Origin of the sequence: Mesorhizobium sp. M7A.F.Ca.CA.002.15.2.1, from assembly GCF_003998715.1 — a bacterium.
Taxonomy (GTDB): Bacteria; Pseudomonadota; Alphaproteobacteria; order Rhizobiales; family Rhizobiaceae; genus Mesorhizobium; species Mesorhizobium ciceri.
The window spans coordinates 1-20,798 of the sequence record NZ_RZPI01000023.1 but is presented as its reverse complement, the minus strand read 5'-3'; the positions used below and the strand labels follow the sequence as shown (position 1 = coordinate 20,798).

Genomic DNA, 20,798 nt, shown 5'->3' with positions numbered 1-20,798 from the left:
GGCGCGCTGCCAGCAATCCCTCGAACAGCTTGCGTGCATCGATACCATCGCCCAGCACCGCGAGCGTGGCGGCAGCGTAGGCCGGGAATTCCTTGCGCATATGGCGCTTGAGGCGAAACCTCGATACGCGGCCGCAGATCGGCGCCCACCACCGCACCGGCAGTGCCGCCGCCACCACGAGATAGAAGATAGACAGCAGGCCTTCGCGAAGATCCTTGTTGGAAAAGCGGCGAAGCCGGCCAGGGCGAACCAGCTTGCGGCTGAAGAAGCGTACATCCTCCGCCCGTTCCGGGACGAAGACGTCTGCGATGATTTCAGTGCGGAAACTGGCTGCCGACGGCAGCTTGCGGGCGGCCTTGCGGGATTTTTCTAACCACCACAGCCTCATCGGTCCAGCCCGTTCTTCGAACCCCGCTTTACTGCGTCGGCTTGGGCCGTGCAAGGTCATGTCCGCGCTCAAGACTTCTGCAAATTTCGCTTGCCCTAGACTTGAGACAAGCGCGCCGCTTACGAAGTGTTGATTTCGAGGGCCGGACGAAGATAGTCGTATCGCTATTCCATATATGGCGTCAGCACATCTTCGATCCATTTCATGAACGCGCGGACCCGGCGCGATAGATTGCTCCGATGTGCGACGACGAGGGACACGGCGAGCGGCCGGCGACGAAAATCGGGTAGGATCTCGACAAGCGCTCCACTCCCCAAGTATCGGCCAATGCCCAAGAGTGGCGCCTGGATCAGGCCGAGGCCGGCGAGGGCCGCTGCTTCGTAGGTCTGTGCGCTGTTGACGTGTAGCGCACCTGGCAACTGAAGCGTCGCGTAGCTGTCGCCGTCCGGATATTCCCATCCATAGGGTCGCGCGCCCAGCAGCGTCGAAAAATGAATTGCCCTATGTTCCTGACGCTGGAGATCTTCCAGCGATCGAGGCACGCCATGGCGCGCCAGATAGGCGGGACTGGCTGCGTTGGCCATGCGCAACAGGCCCAACGGGCGGGCAATCAGGGTCTCGTCGCGAATGGGTCCAAGCCGCAATACACAATCGAACCCCTCTTGAACCAGATCGACTTGCCGATCCGTACTCGACACCTCCAGCTCCAACTCGGGGTGAGCCGCCATGAAATCCGGCAAAGCCGGTACGATCGTTGTGCGCGCCACTTCGGTCGGAAGGTCGACCCGCAAACGGCCGCGAAGTGCCACGCGGTCGCCTGCGAACATCGAGTGCAGATCATCGACTTCAGCAAGCAGATCGCGGGCGCGGGCATGAAATGCGCGTCCGTCCTCCGTCAACCGCACGCTGCGCGTCGTCCGGTGCAGAAGCCTGACACCCACATCTTCTTCCAGCTTGCGGACCGCCGTTGAGGCTCTCCCCTTTTGGATGCCCAGGCTATCGGCCGCGCGGGTGAAGCTCCCCATTTCCGCGACCGTTGTGAAAATGAGGATGGGTTCGAGATTCTGCATTTTCGTGCCTCGGATTGTTTCCCAAAAAGAGAACAGTTGGTTCATTTTCTCGGCATTTATCACATTTGAGAGGCACAGTAAGCTTCGAATATGGGATCTCCCCATCGGAGAATGACAAGTGTCCGAAACTGTGAACCTGCATCAGACACCGGAAATTATGACCTTGCATCGCGCCCTGTGGGCCGGCCGGATCATGAGCGCGTTTGTCGTCATCGCCCTGACGGCAGATGGCACTGTTCAGCTTTTCGCGCCGGCACAGATCGCCAGCATGTTGCAGGAAACCGGGTTTGCGATGGACCTGACCCGTGTCGTGGGTCCGATCATCCTCGCCTGCGCCATCCTCTACGCCATCCCGGTCACCGCCGTCCTCGGCGCGATCCTGGTGACGGGCTTTTTGGGAGGTGCCATCTGCGCCCATCTCCGCATCGGTGAGTTGGGGTCGCCGCCGGAAATCATCTCCCTGTTTCTGGGCGCGATGACCTGGGGCGGCCTCTATCTCCGCGATCCCCGTATCCGGGCCATTCTGCCGCTCATCCATTGAACCAACAGGGGCAGCTCTGTCCCCCGACATCAGGAGAAAACACATGTTCCTAGTAATGGGAATCACGGGAAAAGTTGGCGGCGCAACGGCAGAGCATCTGCTGGCGCACGGCAAGGAGGTACGCGCACTCGTCCGCAACCGCGACAAGGCGGCCAATTGGGCGAACCAGGGCGTGGAACTGGTAGACGGCGACTGGAATGATTCGGCAGCCATCGAGCGAGCCCTCAAAGGCGTCGAAGGCGCGTTCGTCATGTTGCCCCCTGTCTGGGCGCCGTCGCCCGATTACAAAGAAGCGAGGAGCGTGATTGCTAGCTATGTCGAGGCTCTGACCAAGGCAGCGCCGCCGCGAGTGGTCGCGCTTTCGTCGATGGGTGCGAACAGAACAAGCGGGCACGGGGTGATCGCGGCCTTGTCGCTTCTGGAGCAAGGGTTTCGCGGCCTGACATCACCAACCGCATTTGTGCGCGCGGGGGGATTCTTCGAAAATTTCCTCTACGGCTTGCAGGTCGCGCAGGGCGGAATGCTACCGGTCTACTACAATCCGACAAACCGGAAATCGACCATGGTTGCGACGAACGACATCGGCGCAGAGGTCGCAACCCTTTTGACCGGGTCGACGTGGTCAGGGCAGCGCATCGTCGAGATCGGTTCGATGGTCACCGCGGATGAAGTCGCCGAGCAGTTGGGTGAAGTCCTGAATCTCGCCGTGAAAGCCTTTGCAATTCCGCGTGCGGGGTGGGCGGAAGCGTTCGAGCAATTCGGCATCCCGAAGGGTCACTCCGGACCCGCCGAAGAAATGTTCGAGGCCGTGAATGCGGGATGGATGGACCTCGGTGTGGCGGGTACGGAGCACGTAGCGGGTACGACGTCCGCACGCGCTGTATTCGAGGCTGCGTCTAACGTGAACGGATAGGCCAAAACTGCATGAGGTTCTCCGTGATTTCGAGCTTCGCAACCCGAGATTTGGAGAACCTCTCCTTCAATGCAGGAATCTCTATCTGAACGCGATCAGCTTGAAGTCGGTGGTTTAGATCTGCGACGTCAGCTCGACCGGAAAATCGTCATTGTCGGCATCGCGCATGGCGGCGAGGCTGCGATTATCCAGCACTTCGGCGATTGCCTGCCGCACCTCCAGCATCATGTGGCGGACCTGGCAGGTCGCCTCGTCGCAATCCTCGCAGCGTTGATACTGCGTGCGGCTGGCGCAAGGGATTGGCGCCAGCGGCCCGTCAAGCACGCGCACGACATGGCCGATCTTGATTTCGGAGGCCGGCCGGGCAAGGCGGTAGCCGCCTTCCTTGCCTTTGCGGCTCTGGACGAAGCCGGCATTGCGCAATTCGCCCAGGATGGCATCGAGGAATTTCTTCGGGATGTTGTTGGCCACAGCGATGTCATTGACGAAGGCCAATTGGCCGGCCGGCAGGCCAGACAGATGCACGAGGGCCTTGAGGCCGTATTTGCCTTTTTTTGTCAGCATGCCCAGATCAACCCATAAAAGCCCCAACCACTCGCATCTGGCGACTGTTTGTGTGCAAATAATGACGTCTTCGCCGCGCGATGATGTTTCGCGAAACAGCCACCAAATTGCACGTTAGGCATAAACGCGTTGATTCTTTGTAACGTTTTGCACTGAGAACGCGGATATTCCGCTGATAACCAGGTTATCGGCGTTCAAAAACGAAAAAAGCCGGCAGCGCGCCGGCTTTTTCGTCTGCTGTGCAGGTATCGCTGCCTCAGCGGCTGCCGTAGGTCTGGTCGAGCAGGCCGCCGGCGGCGAAATGCTCTTTCTGCACCTTGTCCCAGCCGCCGAAAACGTCTTCCACCGTCAGCAGCCGGACATCGGGGAAATCAGCCTTGTATTTCGCCGCCACAGCGGCGTCGCGGGCTCTGAGGCCGTTGCGGGCGGCGATGTCCTGGCCCTCCGGTGTGTAGAGGAAGTCGAGATAGGTCTTGGCCAGATCGCGCGTGCCGTGATCGTCGGCAACCTTGTCGACGATGGCGACCGGGAATTCGGCCAGCAGGCTGACCGAAGGCGTAACCTGCTCGAACTTGTCGTCGCCATACTCCTTGCGGATGCCGCGCGTCTCCGACTCGAAGGTGATCAGCACATCACCGATCTCGCGCTGCACGAAGGTGGTGGTCGCGGCGCGGCCGCCGGTGTCGAAGATCGGCACGTTGTTGAACAGCTTGGTGATGAACTCTTTCACCTTGGCGTCATCGCCCTTGAAGGCTTCCTTGGCGTAGGCGGTGGCCGCCAGATAGGTGTAGCGCGCATTGCCGGATGTTTTCGGGTTTGGGAAGATCACCTGCACGTCGTCGCGCACGAGATCGTTCCAGTCCTTGATGTGCTTGGGGTTGCCCGCGCGGACAAGGAACGAAGGCAGAGAATAGAAGGGCGAGGCATTGTCAGGGAAATCCTTCTGCCAGTCGGCCGAGACGAGGCCCTTCTTGACCAGGAAGTCGATGTCGATGACCTGGTTGAAGGTAACAACGTCGGCGCCAAGACCCTCGGCGATGGCGCGTGCCTGCGCCGAAGTGCCGGCATGCGACTGGTCGACGGTGACGCCCGGATGCTGGGCGATGAAAGCCTTGTTGACCTGCACGAACAGTTCGCGGCCGACATCATAGGATGCGTTGAGCAGTTTGTCGGCCGACCAGGCTTGGGAGGATGCAAGGAACAGGCCGGCGACGGTGGCAAGCCCGAGGAAAAATCGTTTCATGAAAACAGGCTCCGATGCAATGCGTTGATGGTCGGACCATAGCCGTGACGTATCATGCGCGACGAGGCATGCGCTCTCGGTTCGCGGCCTCGTCGTGGGAAAATATATCGCCTAAGTTGGCACCTGTTGGAATTCTGTTCCAGGAGATGGCTACCTTCGTCGGAGTTTTTCTGCGCCTTGTTTGCGGTGCTGCATGGCATATACAAAAGGCATATACAAAGAGCTGCCGCCATGCCCCAGAACCGTCATTCAACGCCGCCCAAGGAGGCGAAGCTGTTTCGCAACAACCGCAGCCCAACACGGGAGAGTTCACCCGGATCAGGAATCTGAAGGTCGAAAACCGGTTGGCGTAGCGCTTGAGCCGAGAATCAAGCCGCCGGAAAAAGCTTCCAGCGGCCGGGGCGGAACGCCACCCGGCTTTTTTGCGCCGCGGGATGATCGACCGGCAACTCGATTTCGACCCGCTGACGCTCACCACCGATTTCAAGCTCGACCCGGCGCGTGCCGGCGACGCGCCGGCTGGCGGCGACCGTGCCGGCGATGCAGCCGCTGCAGCCGTCCAGCAATTCGACATCGTGCGGGCGGAAGTAGAGCGTCGCATCGCCCGAGGGCTCGTTGGGCGCGGCAAGCCCGATCGGACGGTCGGCGAGCCAGATCTCGCCATTCTCGACTTTGACGGGAAGCGAGCTCGATTCACCGATGAAGCCGTAGACGAAGGGCGAGTTCGGCGTGTCGTAGATGTCGTCGGCGGTGCCGACCTGCTCGATGCGACCCTGGCTCATCACCACGACGCGGTCGGCAAGCTCCAGCGCCTCTTCCTGGTCGTGGGTGACGAAGACGGTGGTGTGGCCGGTGGCGTCATGGATTTCGCGCAGCCAGCGGCGCAATTCCCGGCGCACCTGCGCGTCAAGCGCGCCGAACGGTTCGTCGAGCAGCAGCACCTTGGGTTCGATGGCCATGGCGCGCGCCAGCGCCACGCGCTGCCGCTGGCCGCCGGAAAGCTGCGCCGGATAGCGCTTTTCCAGCCCCGACAGCTGGACAAGGTCTAGAAGCTCGGAGGCGCGGCGGCGGATCTCCTGCGCCGGCGGGCGCGACGGCCCGTGCCGGACCTTCAGGCCGAAGCCGATATTGTCGGCCACCGTCATGTGCCGGAACAGCGCATAGTGCTGGAAGACAAAGCCGACATTGCGATCCTGGATCGACTTGTGCGAGGCGTCCTCGTCGCCGAAGAAGATGTTTCCGCGCGTCGGCCGCTCCAGTCCGGCGATCAGCCTGAGCAGCGTCGTCTTGCCGGAGCCGGACGGCCCCAGCAACGCGATCAGTTCGCCCGACTTGATATCGAGCGACACGTCGTGGAGGGCCGGAAACCGGTCAAACTCCTTGCGCACGTTGGCAACGCGAACTTCCATGCAAATCCCTCTGTCAGTGTCCGCGCGTCGCGGCGATCTCGGCGCCGTAGCGCATCTCGAGAAGTGTTTTCAAGACCAGCGTGACGAGCGCCAGGCCCGCAAGCAATGAAGCGACGGCGAAGGCGCCGACGGCGTTGTACTCGTTATAGAGGATTTCGACATGCAGCGGCATGGTGTTGGTCAGGCCGCGTATATGGCCCGACACCACCGAGACTGCGCCGAACTCGCCCATGGCGCGCGCATTGCACAGGAGCACGCCGTAGAGCAGCCCCCATTTGACGTTGGGCAAGGTCACGTACCAGAAGGTCTGCCAACCATTGGCGCCAAGCGAAAGCGCTGCCTCCTCGTCGCCATTGCCTTGCTCCTGCATCAGCGGGATCAACTCGCGGGCGACGAAGGGGAAGGTGACGAAGATTGTGGCCAGCACGATGCCCGGCACGGCAAACAGGATGACGATGCCGTGCGCTTTCAGCCAGGTGCCGAGCAGCCCCTGGGCGCCGAATAGAAGCACATAGACGAGGCCCGATATGACCGGGGAGACCGAGAAGGGAAGGTCGATCAGCGTGGTCAGGAAGGCCTTGCCCTTGAACTCGAACTTGGCGATCGCCCAGGCGGCGGAGATGCCGAACACAATGTTGAGCGGTACCGAGATCGCGGCGACCAGCAGCGTCAGCCGGATCGCCGAGCGTGTGTCGGGATTGCCGAGCGCTTCGGTGTAGGCACCGATGCCCTTGGCGAAGGCTTCGTTGAAGACGATGATCAGCGGCAAGAGCAGGAAAATGCCGAGGAAGGCAAAGGCGACGGCCATCAGGGCCAGACGCGCCGGGCGGCTTTCCGTGACCGCCGCCGACTGGCTTTCATGGTGCGGTTCGTAAGATTTGATCTCCGGATCAGCCATAGCGCTTGCGGCTCCACGACTGTGCGAGATTGACGACCAAAAGCATGATGAATGACAGGGCGAGCATGATCGCCGCAATCGCGGTTGCCGCCGGGTAATTATATTCCTCCAGCCGGATGACGATCAGCAGCGGCGCGATCTCTGATTTGTAGGGCAAGTTGCCGGCGATGAAGATGACCGAGCCGTATTCGCCGACGCCGCGCGCGAAGGCGAGCGCGAAGCCGGTGACGATGGCCGGCGCCAGGCCCGGAAACAGGATGCGGGTGATGATCTGGAAACGATTGGCGCCAAGGGTGGCCGCGGCTTCCTCCACTTCCTTGTCGATCTCCTCCATGATCGGCTGCACGGTGCGCACGACGAAGGGCAGGCCGATGAAGATCAGCGCGATGACGATACCGAGCGGGGTATAGGCGACCTTGATGCCGAGCGGCATCAGCAATTTGCCGATCCAGCCGTTCGGCGCGTAGAGCGTGGTCAGCGCGATGCCGGCCACAGCCGTCGGCAAGGCGAAGGGCAGATCGACCATGGCATCGACGATGCGGCGGCCGGGGAAGCGGTAACGCACCAGCACCCATGCGACCAGCGTGCCGAAGACGACGTTGACAGCAGCCGCGACGAAGGCAGTGCCGAAGCTGATTCTCAGCGCATTGATGGTGCGGCGATCGGTGGCGATCGCCCAGAATTCAGGCCAGCCAAGGGCGGCCGAGCGCCAGAGCAGCCCGGATAGCGGGATGAGGATGATGAGGGTGAGGTAGGCAAGCGAGAAGCCGAGCGTCAATCCGAAACCCGGAATGACGCTCGGCTGCCTGAATCGCCACCCCGCCTGGGCGGGTGCTGTGGTCATGTCGTCCTGAATATCGACTGCTTACTGGGGCTTGTAGATCTGGTCGAATATACCACCATCGCCGAAATGATAAGGCTGTGCTTTTTTCCAGCCACCAAACTGTGGATCGTCGATGGTTACAAGTTTGATCGGCGGCAGCTTGGCGAGGTCCTCGGCCGGCACCAGATCGGGCTTGGCAGGACGATAATGGTTCTTGGCGATGATCGTCTGCGCTTCCTTGGAATAGAGCCAGCTCAGATAGGCTTCGGCGATCTTGCGCGTGCCCTTGGCATCGACATTGGCGTCGACCACCGCCACCGGCGGTTCTGCCAGGATGGAGGTCGGCGGGTAGACGATGTCGAAATTGTCGGCGCCGAACTCGTCGAGCGCCAGATAGGCCTCGTTTTCCCAGGCGATAAGCACATCGCCGAGACCCTTTTGCGCGAAGGTCACGGTCGAGCCGCGCGCGCCGGTGTCGAGCACCGGGGCATTGGCGTAGAGCTTGCCGACGAACTCCTTGGTCTTGGTCTCGTCGCCGCCGTCATTGGCGTTGGCGTAGGCCCATGCGGCGAGATAGTTCCAGCGCGCGCCGCCGGACGTCTTGGGATTGGGCGTGATCACCTGGACACCGTCCTTGACGAGGTCGCTCCAGTCGTGAATGCCCTTGGGATTGCCCTTGCGCACGAGGAAGATGATGGTCGAGGTGTAGGGCGCCGAATTGTTTTCGAATTTGGTGCGCCAGTCCGGATTGATCTTCTTCGACTTCGAGACGATGGCATTGATGTCGCCTTCGAGTGCCAGCGTCACCACATCGGCGTCGAGGCCGTCGATCACGGCGCGGGCCTGGGCGCCCGATCCGCCATGCGACTGCTGGACGGTGACCGTCTCTCCGGTCTCGGCCTTCCAATGGGCGACGAAAGCTTCGTCATAGGCCTTGTAGAGCTCGCGTGTCGGATCGTAGGAGACGTTGAGAATGGTGGTATCGGCAAACGCGAAACCGAGCGTGCCGAACTGGACAGATGTGGCGACCAGTGCGCCGAGCAGTTTCCTGAAATGAGGTTTGGTCATTTCTGCCTCCGTTGAACCTGCGCCAAATCTACCGAATTGGTAGAAATTAGGTGCATTCAATGTTGCCTTTTTTGCCCCTCTTGAGAAAATGTTCGGCGCCATTTCGTCCTTTGGAGAAATATTTTCCTCTTGCGGCCAAAGGAAGAATCCATGGCCCTGCCACTCAGCCTATCTAGCAATGGGTAGTGCCGAGGCAAGGTGTGGAATTTGATCCGGTGCCTCAATCGGCGGTGATGGGAAAGTCGAAACGCTGTTTGGCGAACGGTTCGCTTTTCAGCGTGAAGTGCCACCATTCCCTTGCATAGTTCTTGAAGCCGCCCGCGCGCATGGCTTCGACAAGCATCTTGCGATTTGCCGCCGCTTCACTGGCAGGGCCGCGGTATGCGGTTTCGCTCATTGAATCAAAGCAGTCGAAACCGGTACCGAAATCGAGCGTGTCGGCATCCCCGGTGCCGCAGGCCGGGTTCGGGCTGGACCTGCGGTCCATCTGGGCGACGGCGACGTCGACGGTCGAGCCACGTGAATGAGTCGACAACTCTCCGACATAGCCCTTGGCGATCAGGTCGCTGCGCCTGACCTCCGGATACCATTGCGGATCGGGCGGCCCGCCCTGTTTTGTCCATTCGCCCATGTCGGCGACGGCGCGGGCAGGGCGGTAGCAATCGAACACCACCAGGGTCAGGCGTTTGGCCGCGATCGCTTTCTGGACAGCGGAGAGTGCCTTCGCCGCATCCTCGGTGAGGATGCAGACCGGGGCGCCATAGCCGTTCACCTTGCGGTGCAGAAAATTATCCGATCCGGCGTAGCGGATGTCCTGGCGGATCGAGGGGTCGACATCGGCGAGCCGGACAAAGCCGGCGGGGAGTGGGTCAGCGAGAGCAGGGAGGGTGATTGCCGTGACAAGGATTGTTGCTGCCAGTGCTGAGGCTGCCGACAGGAAAGGATCGCGCGAGGCACCCCCCTCTGCCTTGCCAGGCATCTCCCCCGCAAGGGGGGAGATTGTCAGCTTTGGCGTCCTGCTCCACCATTGATAACTGGCGAAAGCGGCAAGGACATCCGATCGCCCTCCTTGCGGGGGAGATCGCCGGCAGGCCAGAGGGGGGTGCCTCGGAACAGGCATGGGTGAAGTATCCCGCTATCCGCTGAGCCTGTGGAAAGCCAATTCCACGAATCGCTTGCAGCCGTCTATTCGACAAACACCTTCACGCTCGCCGCGCGTCCCGCGGCGTCGATGACGGTCAGCGTCGAATAGCCGGCGCCGTCGGGCTGCCAGGTCGCGGTGCGGCGACGGTCGATGCCCACCAGCGGCTTGCCGTTGGCGAGCCAGCGGAACGGCGCACGGCCGCCTTGCAGCTTCAGCACCAGCGGCGAGGCGTCGACCGAATTGGTGCCGAGATCGACGCGGGCGCCGTCGGGCGGGAAGATGATGGTCGGTGCGGGTTCGGTCACTGTCGCCTGCACCAGGCCGTCCGCCCCGGCGCCGAAGCGGGCGAGCGTCACCGGCAGGTCCTCGCGCCTGGGGCTGAACAGTCCGGGCGGCTTGCCCGGCAAGGGGACGGTGGCCAGGCCCGAGCGGACAAAACCCTCGAACAGGATGGGAGCGGCCGAGACATAACCGGACAGTCCGGGCACCGCGCCGGCGTCGGGACGGCCGACCCAGACACCGAGCACATAGCGGCCGTCGAAGCCGACCGACCACGCGTCGCGGTAGCCGTAGGACGTGCCGGTCTTGTAGGCAATGCCGCGCTGCAGGGCACCCTCGGGCGGCTTGACGCCCGACAGTATGTCGATGATCTGCCAGTTGGCCTGACCGTCGAGGATGGTGGCGCTGGTGCGCTCGGCATTGGCCGGCTCGGTGCCGTCATGCAGCGTGTGCGTCTTGCCGCCATTGGCGAGCCCTGTGTAGAGCTGGGCGAGGTCGCGCAGCGTGACGCCTACGCCGCCAAGGCCGATGGCCAGGCCCGGCGCCTCGTTGACCGGCAGTATGGGGCTGACGCCGGCCTGGCGGAAGCGCGCCATCAGCCGCGTTGGCCCGACCGCGTCGAGCACGCGGATCGCCGGCACGTTGAGCGACAGTTGCAGGGCTTGCCGGATGCTGACATCGCCCTGGTAGCCCATGTCGAAATTCTTCGGCCGGTAGCCGGAGAAATCGACAGGGCTGTCATCGATCAGCGTCTCCTGCGCCACCAGGCCCTGTTCGAAGGCAAGACCGTAGATGAACGGCTTCAGCGTCGAGCCGGGCGAGCGGACGATCTTTGTCATGTCGATCCAGCCGGAGCGGCTGGCGTCGAAGAAATTGGCCGAGCCGACTTCGCCAAGGATGTCGCCGGTGCGGGAGTCGGCCAGCACCATGGCGACCGACAGGCGAGGGCCGAGCTTGGTGGCCGCGTCCCTCGCCACCTGTTCCAGCCCCTCCTGGACGCTCTTGCGGATCGTCAGTTGCAAGGGCTGGCCGGGGACGGCCTTGGGCAACATCGCATAGGCGGCGTGCGCGGCGAGCGCCGGCAGCGTGCGGCGCAGGTCCGAGACATCGTCGAGGGCGGCCCGTGCGGCCTCGCGCTCGCCGAGCAGGCGGGAGGAGACCATTCGGGTCAGCACCCGGTCGCGGGCGGCGTGGGCGATCTTCAAATTGCGGTCGGGCCGACGCTTTTCCGGCAGCTGCGGCAGAGCGACGAGCAGGGCGGATTCGGAAACGGTGAGCCGTTTCGGCTCCTTGCCGAAATAGGCCAGCGAGGCGGCGCGCACGCCTTCCAGATTGCCGCCATAAGGCGCCAGCGTGAGGTAGCGTTCGAGGATTTCGCGTTTCGACAGCCGCCGTTCGATCTGGATGGCGCGCAGCATCTGCTTGATCTTGGAGCCGAGGCTGCGGCTTTCGCGCGGCTCGATCAGCCGGGCAAGCTGCATCGAAAGCGTCGAGCCGCCGGAAACGATGTGGCCGCTGGTGGCGAACTGGCCGGCGGCGCGCGCCAGCGCCAGCACGTCGACGCCCTCATGATCCCAGAAACGTTTGTCTTCATAGGTGACCAGCATGTCGACGAATTGCTTGTCGACCTGGTCGAGCCGGGTTTCGAGCCGCCAGTAGCCGTCCGGCGTGGCGAAGGCGCGCAACAACTGGCCATCGCGGTCCTGGACTTCGGTGGAGACCGTGAGTTCGGCTGGAAGCGGGGGCGGGAAGGCGCGGTCGAGTTCCCAGAGGGACGCGGCGGAAAGGGCGAGGATGCCGGCGCACCCTGCCGCTCCAACAGCGAATTTGCGAAGCATCTTCATGGCAGTAAAGATGCCCCCTCATCCGGCCGCTTCGCGGCCGCCTTCCCTCCGGTGGGGAGAAGAGACTGGCGCCAGCGCTGGCCGTCTCCTCTCCCCTCGGGGAGAGGTCGACCGAGCGAAGCGGAGGGCGGGTGAGGGGGCACTTTGCTCATCGCGTCCATCACCATCAGCGCCTTACGGCGCCTTGATCTCCATCATGCCGGTGGCGGTGCGGGCCGAGTATTGCGGCCGATACATGTCTTCCACCGTTGCCGCGGGGTGCGCATAGGTACCCGGCGTCACGGCGCGCACGACATAGGCGAGGGTCAGATTGTGGTCGTGGTCGCCGTCGGCCGGGTTGAATGCCGCGACGAAACGGTCGTCGCGGAATTCGAGATGGGCCGCATCGGTCTGCGCCAGCCACGAGAAGTTCGTCAACTGGGCGCTGGAGACCAGGCCGGGATTGTCGATCTCGAAGCCGGCCGGCAACAGGTCGGTGACCAGCAGGCGCGATGGCCATGTGTTCTGCTCGTTGACTTTGAGCACGACGACATAGCGTTCGTTCTGCGTCGCTTCGGTGACATTGGCCTCGGTGCCGTCGAGCTTGTAGTAGGTGCGGCTGATGGTGAAGCCATCGCCGCCGGCCGGCAGGGGCTGGACCGGCGACGCCACCGTGGTGACGACGGCCTGCAGCGGGGTCTTGCCGGTGTTGGCGATGGTCAGCGGGCTTTCGACAAGGTCAGAGCCTTCGACCTGGTCGGAGTAGCCGCCGGAATGTGCCGCGCCATTGACGGTCAGCGTGATCGTATCATTGCCTTCTTTCAGCGCGCGGGCCGCCAGCAGCATCCAGGATTCGTCCTGGGTGCTGGTCCAGCGGGCTTCGGCGCGTTCCCTGGTCACCAGCCTGATCAGCTCCGGCACGATTGTCGGTACCGGCTTGGATTCCGCCGCCAACGCCAGCATCGCCGCGCCATCACGCAGCCGCGAACCGTAGTCGGAGCGGTAGTAGTCGTAGTCGGTGGTCGACTTGGCCAACTGCAGGGCAGTCTTGAACGTCGATTCCGCACGCGGTGTATCGCCGTAGAGCGCCAGGCTTGCCGCCAGCTGGGCAACGGCCATCGGGCTGGAAAAAGCTTCGAGTTGCGTGTCCGCATAGTAGCGCAGGTCGCCGATCGAGGCCTTCTTGTTGCGGGCCAGAACGTAGAGGGCGTAGGCGATCTCGCTGCCCCGGTCCTGGACGCTCTGGTCGTAGCCGAGTGAGTTCTGCAGGTTGCTGAGCGCCTGGTTCATGGCCAGGCTCGGCACGTCGTATTTCTGCTCGCGCGCCCTGGTCAGGAAGTCGGTGACATAGGCATCGAGCCACAGATCGCCGGAGCCCGGCCCCCACAGGCCGAAGCTGCCGCCCGAGGCCTGATAGCTCAGAACCTTGTAGATGGCGTCCTGAATGCGGCCATGGATATCTGGATCGCTGGCCATGCCGATGCCTGACGCCAATTCATTGACGTAGAGAAGCGGCATGGCGCGGCTGGTGGTCTGCTCGGCGCACCCATAGGGGTAGCGGTCGAGCGTCATCAGCAGCGAAGGCACGTCGAAGGCGGCAGCCTGCGAAACGCCGACGCTGACAGAGGCGCCGTCGAGCAGGCTTGCCGCGAGCAGCTCCTTGTCGACGCGAAGCGCGCCGCCATCGCCCTTGAGGTCGACCACCAGGCGGGTGGTGACCGGTAATTGCGCCGGGCGCACCGGCACATAGAGCGTCTGCTCGACCTTGGTGCCGTCGGCATGGGCAAGCTTGATGGTGAGCGAGGCATTGCCGGCCGTCTGAGCGATCAGCGGCACGGTTAGCGTCTGGCGCTTGCCCTGGGCGAGCGTCAGCTTCTGGGGCAGGGGCTTGTCGCCCGTCGACAGGTCGCCCGTCGTTTCGATCGAGAACGCATAGTCGCCGGCCGGACCATCGGTGTCGGCGACGTCGAGGCGCATAACGGCGGCGTCACCAGGCGCCAGGAAGCGCGGCAGGCCGGCGGTGATGACCACGGGATCGCGCACGATCACGTCGGACTGGGCGTGGCCGACCGCGTCCTTGGTCCAGGCGACGGCCATGACGCGCACGGTGCCGTTGAACTGCGGGATGTCGAAGTCGACCCGCGCCTTGCCGTCGGCGTCAAGCTCGACGACGCCGGAAAAGAAGGCGACAAGCTTTTCGGTCGGCGGGCTGCCTTGCGCCTGCATGTTGGCGCCGTCGCCGCCGGTCCTGAGCTTGCCGGCGTTGCCCAGAGAACCGTCGATCAGGCGACCGTAGATGTCGCGGATTTCCATGCCCAGCATGCGCTGGCCGAAGAACCAGTTCTCCGGATCCGGCGCCTTGTAGCTGGTCAGATTGAGGATGCCGACATCGACGGCGGCAACCATGACATAGGCATTGCTGCCCGGCTGCACGCCGGCGACCGAAACCGGGATCGACAGCTGCTGGCGCGGCATGGTCTTGTCCGGTGGCGTCAAGGTGATGGCGAGCTTCTTCGAACCCGGATCGACCTTCAGCCATTTCACGCCGATGGCGCGGGCCGGCATGCGCGTCTCCTGCGCATCGCCCGGCCGGAACAGGGTTGCGGTGACATAGGCGCCGGCGCCCCAGTCGTCGCCGACCGGAATGTCGACGGTGCTGCCGCCGGCCGGCACTGACGCCGTGATGGTCTTCAACAGCTTGTCGGAGCCGATGTTGATCAAGAGTTCGCCGGCAAAATGCGGCGAGATTTTCAGCTTGGCCACTTCGCCGGCGGCATAATTGTCCTTGTCGAGGGCGATTTCGAGGCCGTCAGGCGTTTCGGTGGTGGTCGAGGAGACATACCAGCCGGCGTCGAACTCGTAGCTGGTCGCCGGTCCTTCCGGATCGGCGGTTTCAACCTCGAGCCTGTACTGACCCCAATCGACCGGCACGGAGACCGTTGCGTCGCCGTCGGCGTTGAGGTCGACCTGGCCGTTGGCGATCGACTTGGTGAAGGTCACCGGCTCGTAATTCCACGAATTGTTGGAGCGGTACCACTGGTAATTGCGTTCGACCTTGACCAGCGTCCATTGCGCGCCTTTCAGCGCCTCACGCTTGCCGTCGGGATCGACGGCGATCAGGCTGAACTTGGCCGTGCCGCCCTGCGGCACTTCATTGTCGGCGAAATCCGGACGAATGCCGATCATATGGCCCTGCGGGCGGATGCCGATGTTGAGCGAGCGCTCGATGGCGCGGCCGCCGGTTTCACGCATCCTGACCGTCACCTTGGCGTCGACCAGCTTGGTGGTCGAGGGCAGTTGGTCGACGGAGACCGGGAAGGTCGCCTTGCCGTCATCGCCAACCACCGGCAGATCGGCGAGGGGGGTGACCGTGGGTTCGGCCGACTGCTCGTCGGCGAGACCGAAGGAAAAGCCCTGGAAACGGTCCCAGTCGCGCGAAGTCGACAGCGTCAGCTCGCCTTCCAGCGCCAAGCCTGCTGCCGGCGCGCCATAGAGGAAGCGGCCGTCAATGTCGATGTTGGCGGTTTCGCCCTGGGCGATTTCCTGCTTGTCGGCCTTCATGTCGAATTCGATGCGATCCGGCACGAAATCCTCGACCAGGAACATCTGGCTGGCCACCGCGGGCTGCTTGGGATCGGTGTAGATCGACACCGACCAGGTGCCTCGCATGGCGTTGGGGGCGAGCGGCAGGTCGACGGCATGGCCGCCGGCCGATGCGCCGTCGCTGACGATACGGCGGTCCTCGACGCCGTCGGGGCGCGAGAAGATGAAGGTCAACGGCAGGTTTTCGACCGCCTTGGCGGCACCGTCGCGAGCAAGTGCGGCGACATGAACATCCTCGCCGGCGCGGTAGATACCGCGTTCGGTCCAGGCATAGACGTCGAGCGCACCTGGCGCCGCGCGCCCGGTGACGCCGCGGTCGGACAGGTCGAAGCCGGCCCGGCCCATGTCGAGGAAGACGAAGTCATTGTCGCCCTGCTTGGCCATCAGCACGGCCGGCACCATGCCGCCGTCGCCGCGCGTCAGGCCGGGGTTGAAGACGGCATGGCCGTCGGCATCCGACGTCGCCGTGCCCAGAACCTCATTGTTCCTGGCGACCAGCGTCAGTTCGGCGCCGGCGATCGGCTTGGCGCTGCCCAGCGAACGGGCAAAGACATTGAGCCCGTCCTGACCGGTATAGGTCGACAGGCCGATGTCGGAGACGACGAACCATTGCGTGGCCATCGAGTTGTAGTCGTCGCTCTTGTTGTTGACGGCCTGGGCGGTCAGCACGTAGACGCCGGGCTTGCGCTGCGGCACCGCCTCGTCGACCGGGAAGGAGGTGGTGACCTCCTTGTTGAGGTCATTGGCGATGTCGAGCTGGCCTTGCCAGACCGGCGCGCCCATCTGCTCGGAAATGTTGGAGATGTCATAGCCGTCCAGCTGGTGCAGGAACTGGTAGCCCGACAGAAGCTGTGCCAGCGAACGATCGCCGATGCGATAGAGCTTCATCTCGGCGGCGTTCATGTTGACGGTAACGATCGGAATACCGCGGCGCGCGCCGGCCGGCAGCACGAAGCTATCACCGGTGAAGCGGGCGGACGGTGCGCGGTCCTGGACATAGATCGACAGCACCACGGGTGCCGCGGTCACTTCGCCGATTGCCGCCGGCAGGCCGGCGCGGAAGGTGACGTCGTAGTGCTGGCCATGCTCCAGCCCTTCGACGCAGATCTGCTTGTCCTTGGCCTCGACGCCCTTGGGCGGTGCATTGTCGACGGTGACGAATTGCGCGTAATCGACGCCGGTCTTGACCAGATCTTCGGAGAATTGCGCGCAGATGCGCGGCGCGCTGGTGTCGGCGTCGATGGTGTGGTCGATAACGCGGAAACCCTTGCGCGCCTTCAGATCGGCATAGTCGGCCTGGACCGCCGGCGACGGGTTCAGGGCAAGGCTCGCCTCATAGGCCTGTAGCGCCGGCCGGTAGAGATCGCGCTTGTCGAGGCCGTTGCCGAGCAGCGCCAGCACTTCGGCGCGCGTCTTGGTGGTGCGCAGTAGTTTATAGGCATTGAATGCGGCCGAAGTGCCGTTCGTCGGCAAAGTGGAAGCTTCGGATGTGCTGGCGGCGGGCTGCACGGCCAGCGTTTCACGCGCCAGGTTGAGCCAGAGCTGGCCATCATCGGGCAGTACCGAGACAGCGGCCTCGTATTTCAGCATGGCGGAGCGGTGGTCGCCGGTCAGCACGGCCTGTTCGGCGGCACTCAGCAAGGCAGCCATGCCTTCTGTCGGCTTGTCATAGGCCGGGCCGAGCAGCTTGTTGCGGTATTGCTGGGCCTGGTCGGCCATCCAGTTGGGGAAAAAGGCGAGTTCCGGCGGCGCGCCGATATCAGGATCGCCATCGATGTTGACGACCTTGCCGGCGACCGCGCCGTTGAAGGTTTTCAACTGGTTGTAGTCGGATTTGAGGAAGCACCATTTGGCTTTTTTATTGTAGGTGAAGGCGCGGCAGGCCGGGTCTCCCAGGCATGTCGTCTTGCACTGGTCGATTGTCACATTCTGGTCGGACCTGAGATCAAAACCGAAATAATCGGAATTGTCCGTTGTCGCGATACGCCGGGCCTCGGCCGCCTGCGAGACGCTGCTCCAGGCCAGGACATTGGCCCAGGCAAAAAACAGGAGAATCAGAATCGAAAGACCACGAGCCGCGCGCATTGCCATAACACCCCTCCAGACACAGCTGACGTCCGGGCATGATCAAGCTTCAGTCAGGCTTGTCAACACAAGGACGCGGCAGGGTTCCGCCTGCCAACGGTTTCCTTTCCGGTCGATGACCGGTAGTACCTCCATAGGACAGGGGATCACGCTTTCTTGCGGCGACGCAAAAGGTGTGAATTCCAAGCCCGTCCTATTTCAGACAATTGGATTGTGGCCCCTTTACGAGCGCTTCAGAACTTCATTCCAATTTTAGTTTTGTAACCTAGGTTGTCTTAATGCCGGCGCATGAAGAGCAGATGTCAGGAGGTCGCGCGCCAGGGCGTGCGCTTCCGCGCGCCCTGCTGCTGGCCATGATGTGCTCGACCGTGCTCGTCGCCGAATCGTCCCCGGCGGCCGCTTTCGAGCTTTTCGGCATCAAGCTGTGGGGATCGTCCAGCGACGAGGATGCCGACATCGTCGATCCGCTGCGCTACGCCGTGACCATCAATGCCCCCGATGCCGACAAGAACCTGGTCAAGAAGCTCGAAAATGCCTCGGCGCTGAAGAGCGACGAGGAGCGTCCGGTTTCAGGCTCGCTCGGGCTGATGGCCAAGGCGCGCAGCGACCGCGAACAGCTTGTCGCCGCGCTCTATGCCGATGCCCGCTACGAAGGCGTCGTCACCGTCACCATCGACGGCAAGCCGCTCGACGATTTGCCGCCGGATGCCGAATTCAAGGGTCCGCAGCCGGTTCCCGTGGCGATCGACATTGCTACCGGGCCGAAATTCACCTTGGGCAATATCAGGCTGCAAGGCGACGCGGCAGGACTGATGAGCGCCGATTATGGCCTGATATCAGGCGGCGACGCCGGATCCGGCGCAGTGCTCAAGGCCGAGGCGCTGATCGTGCGGACGCTGAAGGAGCAAGGCAGGCCGCTGGCAGAGGTGACGGACCGCCAGATCGTCGCCGACCATGCCACCTCGACGCTCGACGTGACGCTGACGGTCGCCGCCGGACCGGTCGCCGGCTATGGCCCGACCACCGTGGAAGGCACCGAGAAGGTCGACCGCGACTTCACCGAATACATGACCGGCCTCAAGCGCGGCCGGCAATACTCGCCGCAAGAGATCGACGATGCGCGCGACCGGTTGCTGGCGCTCGAGGTCTTCAACAGCGTGACGTTCAAGGAAGCCGACACGCTCGATGCCGACGGCAACATTCCGATCGGCGTCCAGGTCAGCGAGCGCAAGCCACGCTATTTCGGCGTCGGCGGCACTTTTTCCAACACCGAGGGGCTGGGCCTTGAGGGCTATTGGGGCCACCGCAATTTGTTCGGCCGGGCCGAGAAGCTGCGCATCGATGGCAAGATCAGCGGCATCGGCAGCAACGATCTCGGCGAACTCAACTACAATGCCGGCATCATGTTCGAGAAACCCGGTGTGATCGGACCGGCATCGAAGTTCTTCGCCAGCGTCAAGACGGTGCTCGAACATCCTGATGCCTATGACCATTTCTCGATCAAGGGCAGCACCGGACTGTCCTACGAACTGACCAAGAAGCAGACGGTTTCCGCCGAGGTGGCGCTCGACTATTCCCGCATCCACGACGCTTTCGGCAAGCACAAATACCTGATCGCCAGCATTCCGCTGCAATATGTCTACGACAACAGGGACAACCGCCTGAACCCGACCAGCGGCTTTCGGGTGCTGGCCTATGCCGAGCCGAGCTACGACATTTTGAATGGTGCGGCCTTCCTGAAGCTGAGGGGCGAAGGGTCGGCCTATCAGTCGCTGGATTCGGCTTCCAAGTTCGTGCTGGCCGAACGTGTCGCCATCGGTTCGATCGTGGGCACCGGGCTTCAGAATGTGCCGGCCGACCGGCGCTTCTATTCCGGCGGCGGCGGTTCGGTGCGCGGCTACGCCTATCAGGGCATCGGTCCGAAGGATTTCACCGGCCAGCCGATCGGCGGCCTGTCCTTCTTCGAAACCTCGGTCGAGATGCGCATCGCCATCACCGACACGATCGGCATCGTGCCGTTCGTCGATGCCGGCACCGTGTCGACCAAATCGGTTCCCGATTTCTCCGATGTCAAGGTCGGCGCCGGCGTCGGCCTGCGCTATGTCACGCCGTTCGGGCCGCTGCGCATCGACGCGGCCGTGCCGCTCAACCGCGATCCGGGCGATCCGCATTTCGGCATCTATGCCGGCATCGGACAGGCATTCTGAGCGATGAAAACAGTCTGGCGCATCCTCCGCATTGTTCTCTACACCCTGCTGATCGTGATTGCGGGAGCGATCGGCGCGCTGGTGGTGCTAACCAAGACCGAGCGCGGCCGCGACAATCTCGCCGGCATCATTTCGCGGCTGGCATCGACCGACGACCGCAAGATCACGGTCAGCGGCATAGACGGCATCTGGTCGGGAGCCCTCAGCGTCGACCATGTCGTGCTGGAGGATCGCGAGGGTGCCTGGCTGGTGGCGCGCAAGGTGGCCGTCGACTGGTCGCCGCTGGCGCTGCTGTCGAAAAACTTCAGCGCCGACCGCATCGCTGCCGAGCGCATAGAACTCGCCCGGTTGCCGGTGGCCAGCACGCAGCCGGCGCCGAGCGGCGGCACGACGACGCTGCCGGTTTCCATCGACATCAAGCAGATCGACCTGCCCGAGATCGCGCTTGGCCAGCAACTGGCCGGCAGCGGCATCGCCGAACTTGCCGCCAGGGGCATGCTCAAGGCCGACGCCGCGCCGCTGGCGGTCGCGACGGTGCTCAACGTCACCCGCCATGACGGCAAGCAAGGCAATGTCGATGCCAAGATCCACTTTGCGCCGGCGGACAACAGGCTCGATCTTGACCTCAAGGCCTCGGAGCCGGCAGGCGGCATCATCGCCAATCTGCTCAAGCTGCCCGATACGCCGCCGGTCGACATAATTGTCTCGGGCACCGGGCCGCTCGCCAATTGGAACGGCAT

13 protein-coding genes and 2 pseudogenes are annotated in these 20,798 nt (G+C 63.2%); 4 read left to right on the top strand and 11 right to left on the bottom strand.

Annotated elements, in window-relative coordinates:
- Positions 1 to 388, bottom strand: a pseudogene (locus ENZ74_RS03040) (hypothetical protein); the annotation flags it as partial.
- 164 nt (positions 389 to 552) lie between these two features.
- On the bottom strand, positions 553 to 1,503 hold the full coding sequence (locus ENZ74_RS03035) for a LysR family transcriptional regulator (protein WP_244514315.1): 951 nt from the start codon (positions 1,501 to 1,503) through the stop codon (positions 553 to 555).
- Positions 1,504 to 1,576: 73 nt separating this feature from the next.
- Here ENZ74_RS03035 and ENZ74_RS03030 point away from each other — a divergent pair, with 73 nt between their 5' ends.
- Both ENZ74_RS03030 and ENZ74_RS03025 read left to right on the top strand, forming a co-directional pair.
- Complete coding sequence (locus ENZ74_RS03030; RefSeq protein ID WP_024501529.1) at positions 1,577 to 1,999, top strand: DoxX family protein; 423 nt, start codon at positions 1,577 to 1,579, stop codon at positions 1,997 to 1,999.
- Positions 2,000 to 2,042: 43 nt separating this feature from the next.
- On the top strand, positions 2,043 to 2,912 hold the full coding sequence (locus ENZ74_RS03025; protein ID WP_027160686.1) for an NmrA family NAD(P)-binding protein: 870 nt from the start codon (positions 2,043 to 2,045) through the stop codon (positions 2,910 to 2,912).
- Between the two features lie 114 nt (positions 2,913 to 3,026).
- Here ENZ74_RS03025 and ENZ74_RS03020 read toward each other — a convergent pair whose 3' ends face one another.
- The 9 genes from ENZ74_RS03020 to ENZ74_RS02980 form a co-directional block, all read right to left on the bottom strand.
- On the bottom strand, positions 3,027 to 3,476 hold the full coding sequence (locus tag ENZ74_RS03020; RefSeq protein ID WP_013530871.1) for an Rrf2 family transcriptional regulator: 450 nt from the start codon (positions 3,474 to 3,476) through the stop codon (positions 3,027 to 3,029).
- 256 nt (positions 3,477 to 3,732) lie between these two features.
- Entirely contained in the window at positions 3,733 to 4,719 is a 987-nt protein-coding gene (locus ENZ74_RS03015; protein ID WP_013530872.1) for a sulfate ABC transporter substrate-binding protein, read from the bottom strand.
- Positions 4,720 to 5,087: 368 nt separating this feature from the next.
- Complete coding sequence (locus ENZ74_RS03010) at positions 5,088 to 6,128, bottom strand: sulfate/molybdate ABC transporter ATP-binding protein (protein ID WP_013530873.1); 1,041 nt, start codon at positions 6,126 to 6,128, stop codon at positions 5,088 to 5,090.
- Positions 6,129 to 6,141: 13 nt separating this feature from the next.
- On the bottom strand, positions 6,142 to 7,026 hold the full coding sequence (gene cysW / locus ENZ74_RS03005; protein ID WP_013530874.1) for a sulfate ABC transporter permease subunit CysW: 885 nt from the start codon (positions 7,024 to 7,026) through the stop codon (positions 6,142 to 6,144).
- Positions 7,019 to 7,870 carry a sulfate ABC transporter permease subunit CysT gene (cysT, locus tag ENZ74_RS03000; RefSeq protein ID WP_013530875.1) on the bottom strand — a complete coding sequence of 284 codons (852 nt, stop codon included), beginning with the start codon at positions 7,868 to 7,870 and terminating at the stop codon, positions 7,019 to 7,021. Before cysT ends, cysW begins: the two co-directional genes overlap by 8 nt.
- Positions 7,871 to 7,891: 21 nt before the next feature.
- Positions 7,892 to 8,917, bottom strand: coding sequence for a sulfate ABC transporter substrate-binding protein (locus ENZ74_RS02995; RefSeq protein WP_013530876.1), 1,026 nt, complete (start codon positions 8,915 to 8,917; stop codon positions 7,892 to 7,894).
- 220 nt (positions 8,918 to 9,137) lie between these two features.
- Positions 9,138 to 9,896: a M15 family metallopeptidase gene (locus ENZ74_RS02990; protein ID WP_244514314.1), complete on the bottom strand. Its 759-nt coding sequence runs from the start codon at positions 9,894 to 9,896 to the stop codon at positions 9,138 to 9,140.
- Positions 9,897 to 10,102: 206 nt separating this feature from the next.
- On the bottom strand, positions 10,103 to 12,184 hold the full coding sequence (pbpC, locus tag ENZ74_RS02985) for a penicillin-binding protein 1C (RefSeq protein WP_063168514.1): 2,082 nt from the start codon (positions 12,182 to 12,184) through the stop codon (positions 10,103 to 10,105).
- A gap of 174 nt (positions 12,185 to 12,358) precedes the next feature.
- Entirely contained in the window at positions 12,359 to 17,857 is a 5,499-nt protein-coding gene (locus ENZ74_RS02980) for an alpha-2-macroglobulin family protein (protein WP_063168513.1), read from the bottom strand.
- A 272-nt stretch (positions 17,858 to 18,129) separates the two neighbouring features.
- Here ENZ74_RS02980 and ENZ74_RS02975 point away from each other — a divergent pair, with 272 nt between their 5' ends.
- The gene (locus tag ENZ74_RS02975; protein ID WP_063168512.1) at positions 18,130 to 20,058 is read left to right on the top strand and encodes an autotransporter assembly complex family protein; all 1,929 of its coding nucleotides are present in this window, start codon (positions 18,130 to 18,132) and stop codon (positions 20,056 to 20,058) included.
- Between the two features lie 3 nt (positions 20,059 to 20,061).
- Positions 20,062 to 20,798 (top strand): annotated as a pseudogene (locus tag ENZ74_RS02970) (translocation/assembly module TamB); the annotation flags it as partial.

Excerpts from the sequence above, each read along its gene's own strand:
- ENZ74_RS03035 (WP_244514315.1), bottom strand. The coding sequence starts at position 1,503 with ATGAACCAACTGTTCTCTTTTTGGGAAACAATCCGAGGCACGAAAATG.
- ENZ74_RS03025 (WP_027160686.1), top strand. The coding sequence starts at position 2,043 with ATGTTCCTAGTAATGGGAATCACGGGAAAAGTTGGCGGCGCAACGGCA.
- ENZ74_RS03020 (WP_013530871.1), bottom strand. The coding sequence starts at position 3,476 with ATGCTGACAAAAAAAGGCAAATACGGCCTCAAGGCCCTCGTGCATCTG.
- ENZ74_RS03015 (WP_013530872.1), bottom strand. The coding sequence starts at position 4,719 with ATGAAACGATTTTTCCTCGGGCTTGCCACCGTCGCCGGCCTGTTCCTT.
- ENZ74_RS03010 (WP_013530873.1), bottom strand. The coding sequence starts at position 6,128 with ATGGAAGTTCGCGTTGCCAACGTGCGCAAGGAGTTTGACCGGTTTCCG.
- cysW (WP_013530874.1), bottom strand. The coding sequence starts at position 7,026 with ATGGCTGATCCGGAGATCAAATCTTACGAACCGCACCATGAAAGCCAG.
- cysT (WP_013530875.1), bottom strand. The coding sequence starts at position 7,870 with ATGACCACAGCACCCGCCCAGGCGGGGTGGCGATTCAGGCAGCCGAGC.
- ENZ74_RS02995 (WP_013530876.1), bottom strand. The coding sequence starts at position 8,917 with ATGACCAAACCTCATTTCAGGAAACTGCTCGGCGCACTGGTCGCCACA.
- ENZ74_RS02990 (WP_244514314.1), bottom strand. The coding sequence starts at position 9,896 with ATGCCTGGCAAGGCAGAGGGGGGTGCCTCGCGCGATCCTTTCCTGTCG.
- pbpC (WP_063168514.1), bottom strand. The coding sequence starts at position 12,184 with ATGAAGATGCTTCGCAAATTCGCTGTTGGAGCGGCAGGGTGCGCCGGC.
- ENZ74_RS02980 (WP_063168513.1), bottom strand. The coding sequence starts at position 17,857 with ATGGCAATGCGCGCGGCTCGTGGTCTTTCGATTCTGATTCTCCTGTTT.
- ENZ74_RS02975 (WP_063168512.1), top strand. The coding sequence starts at position 18,130 with ATGCCGGCGCATGAAGAGCAGATGTCAGGAGGTCGCGCGCCAGGGCGT.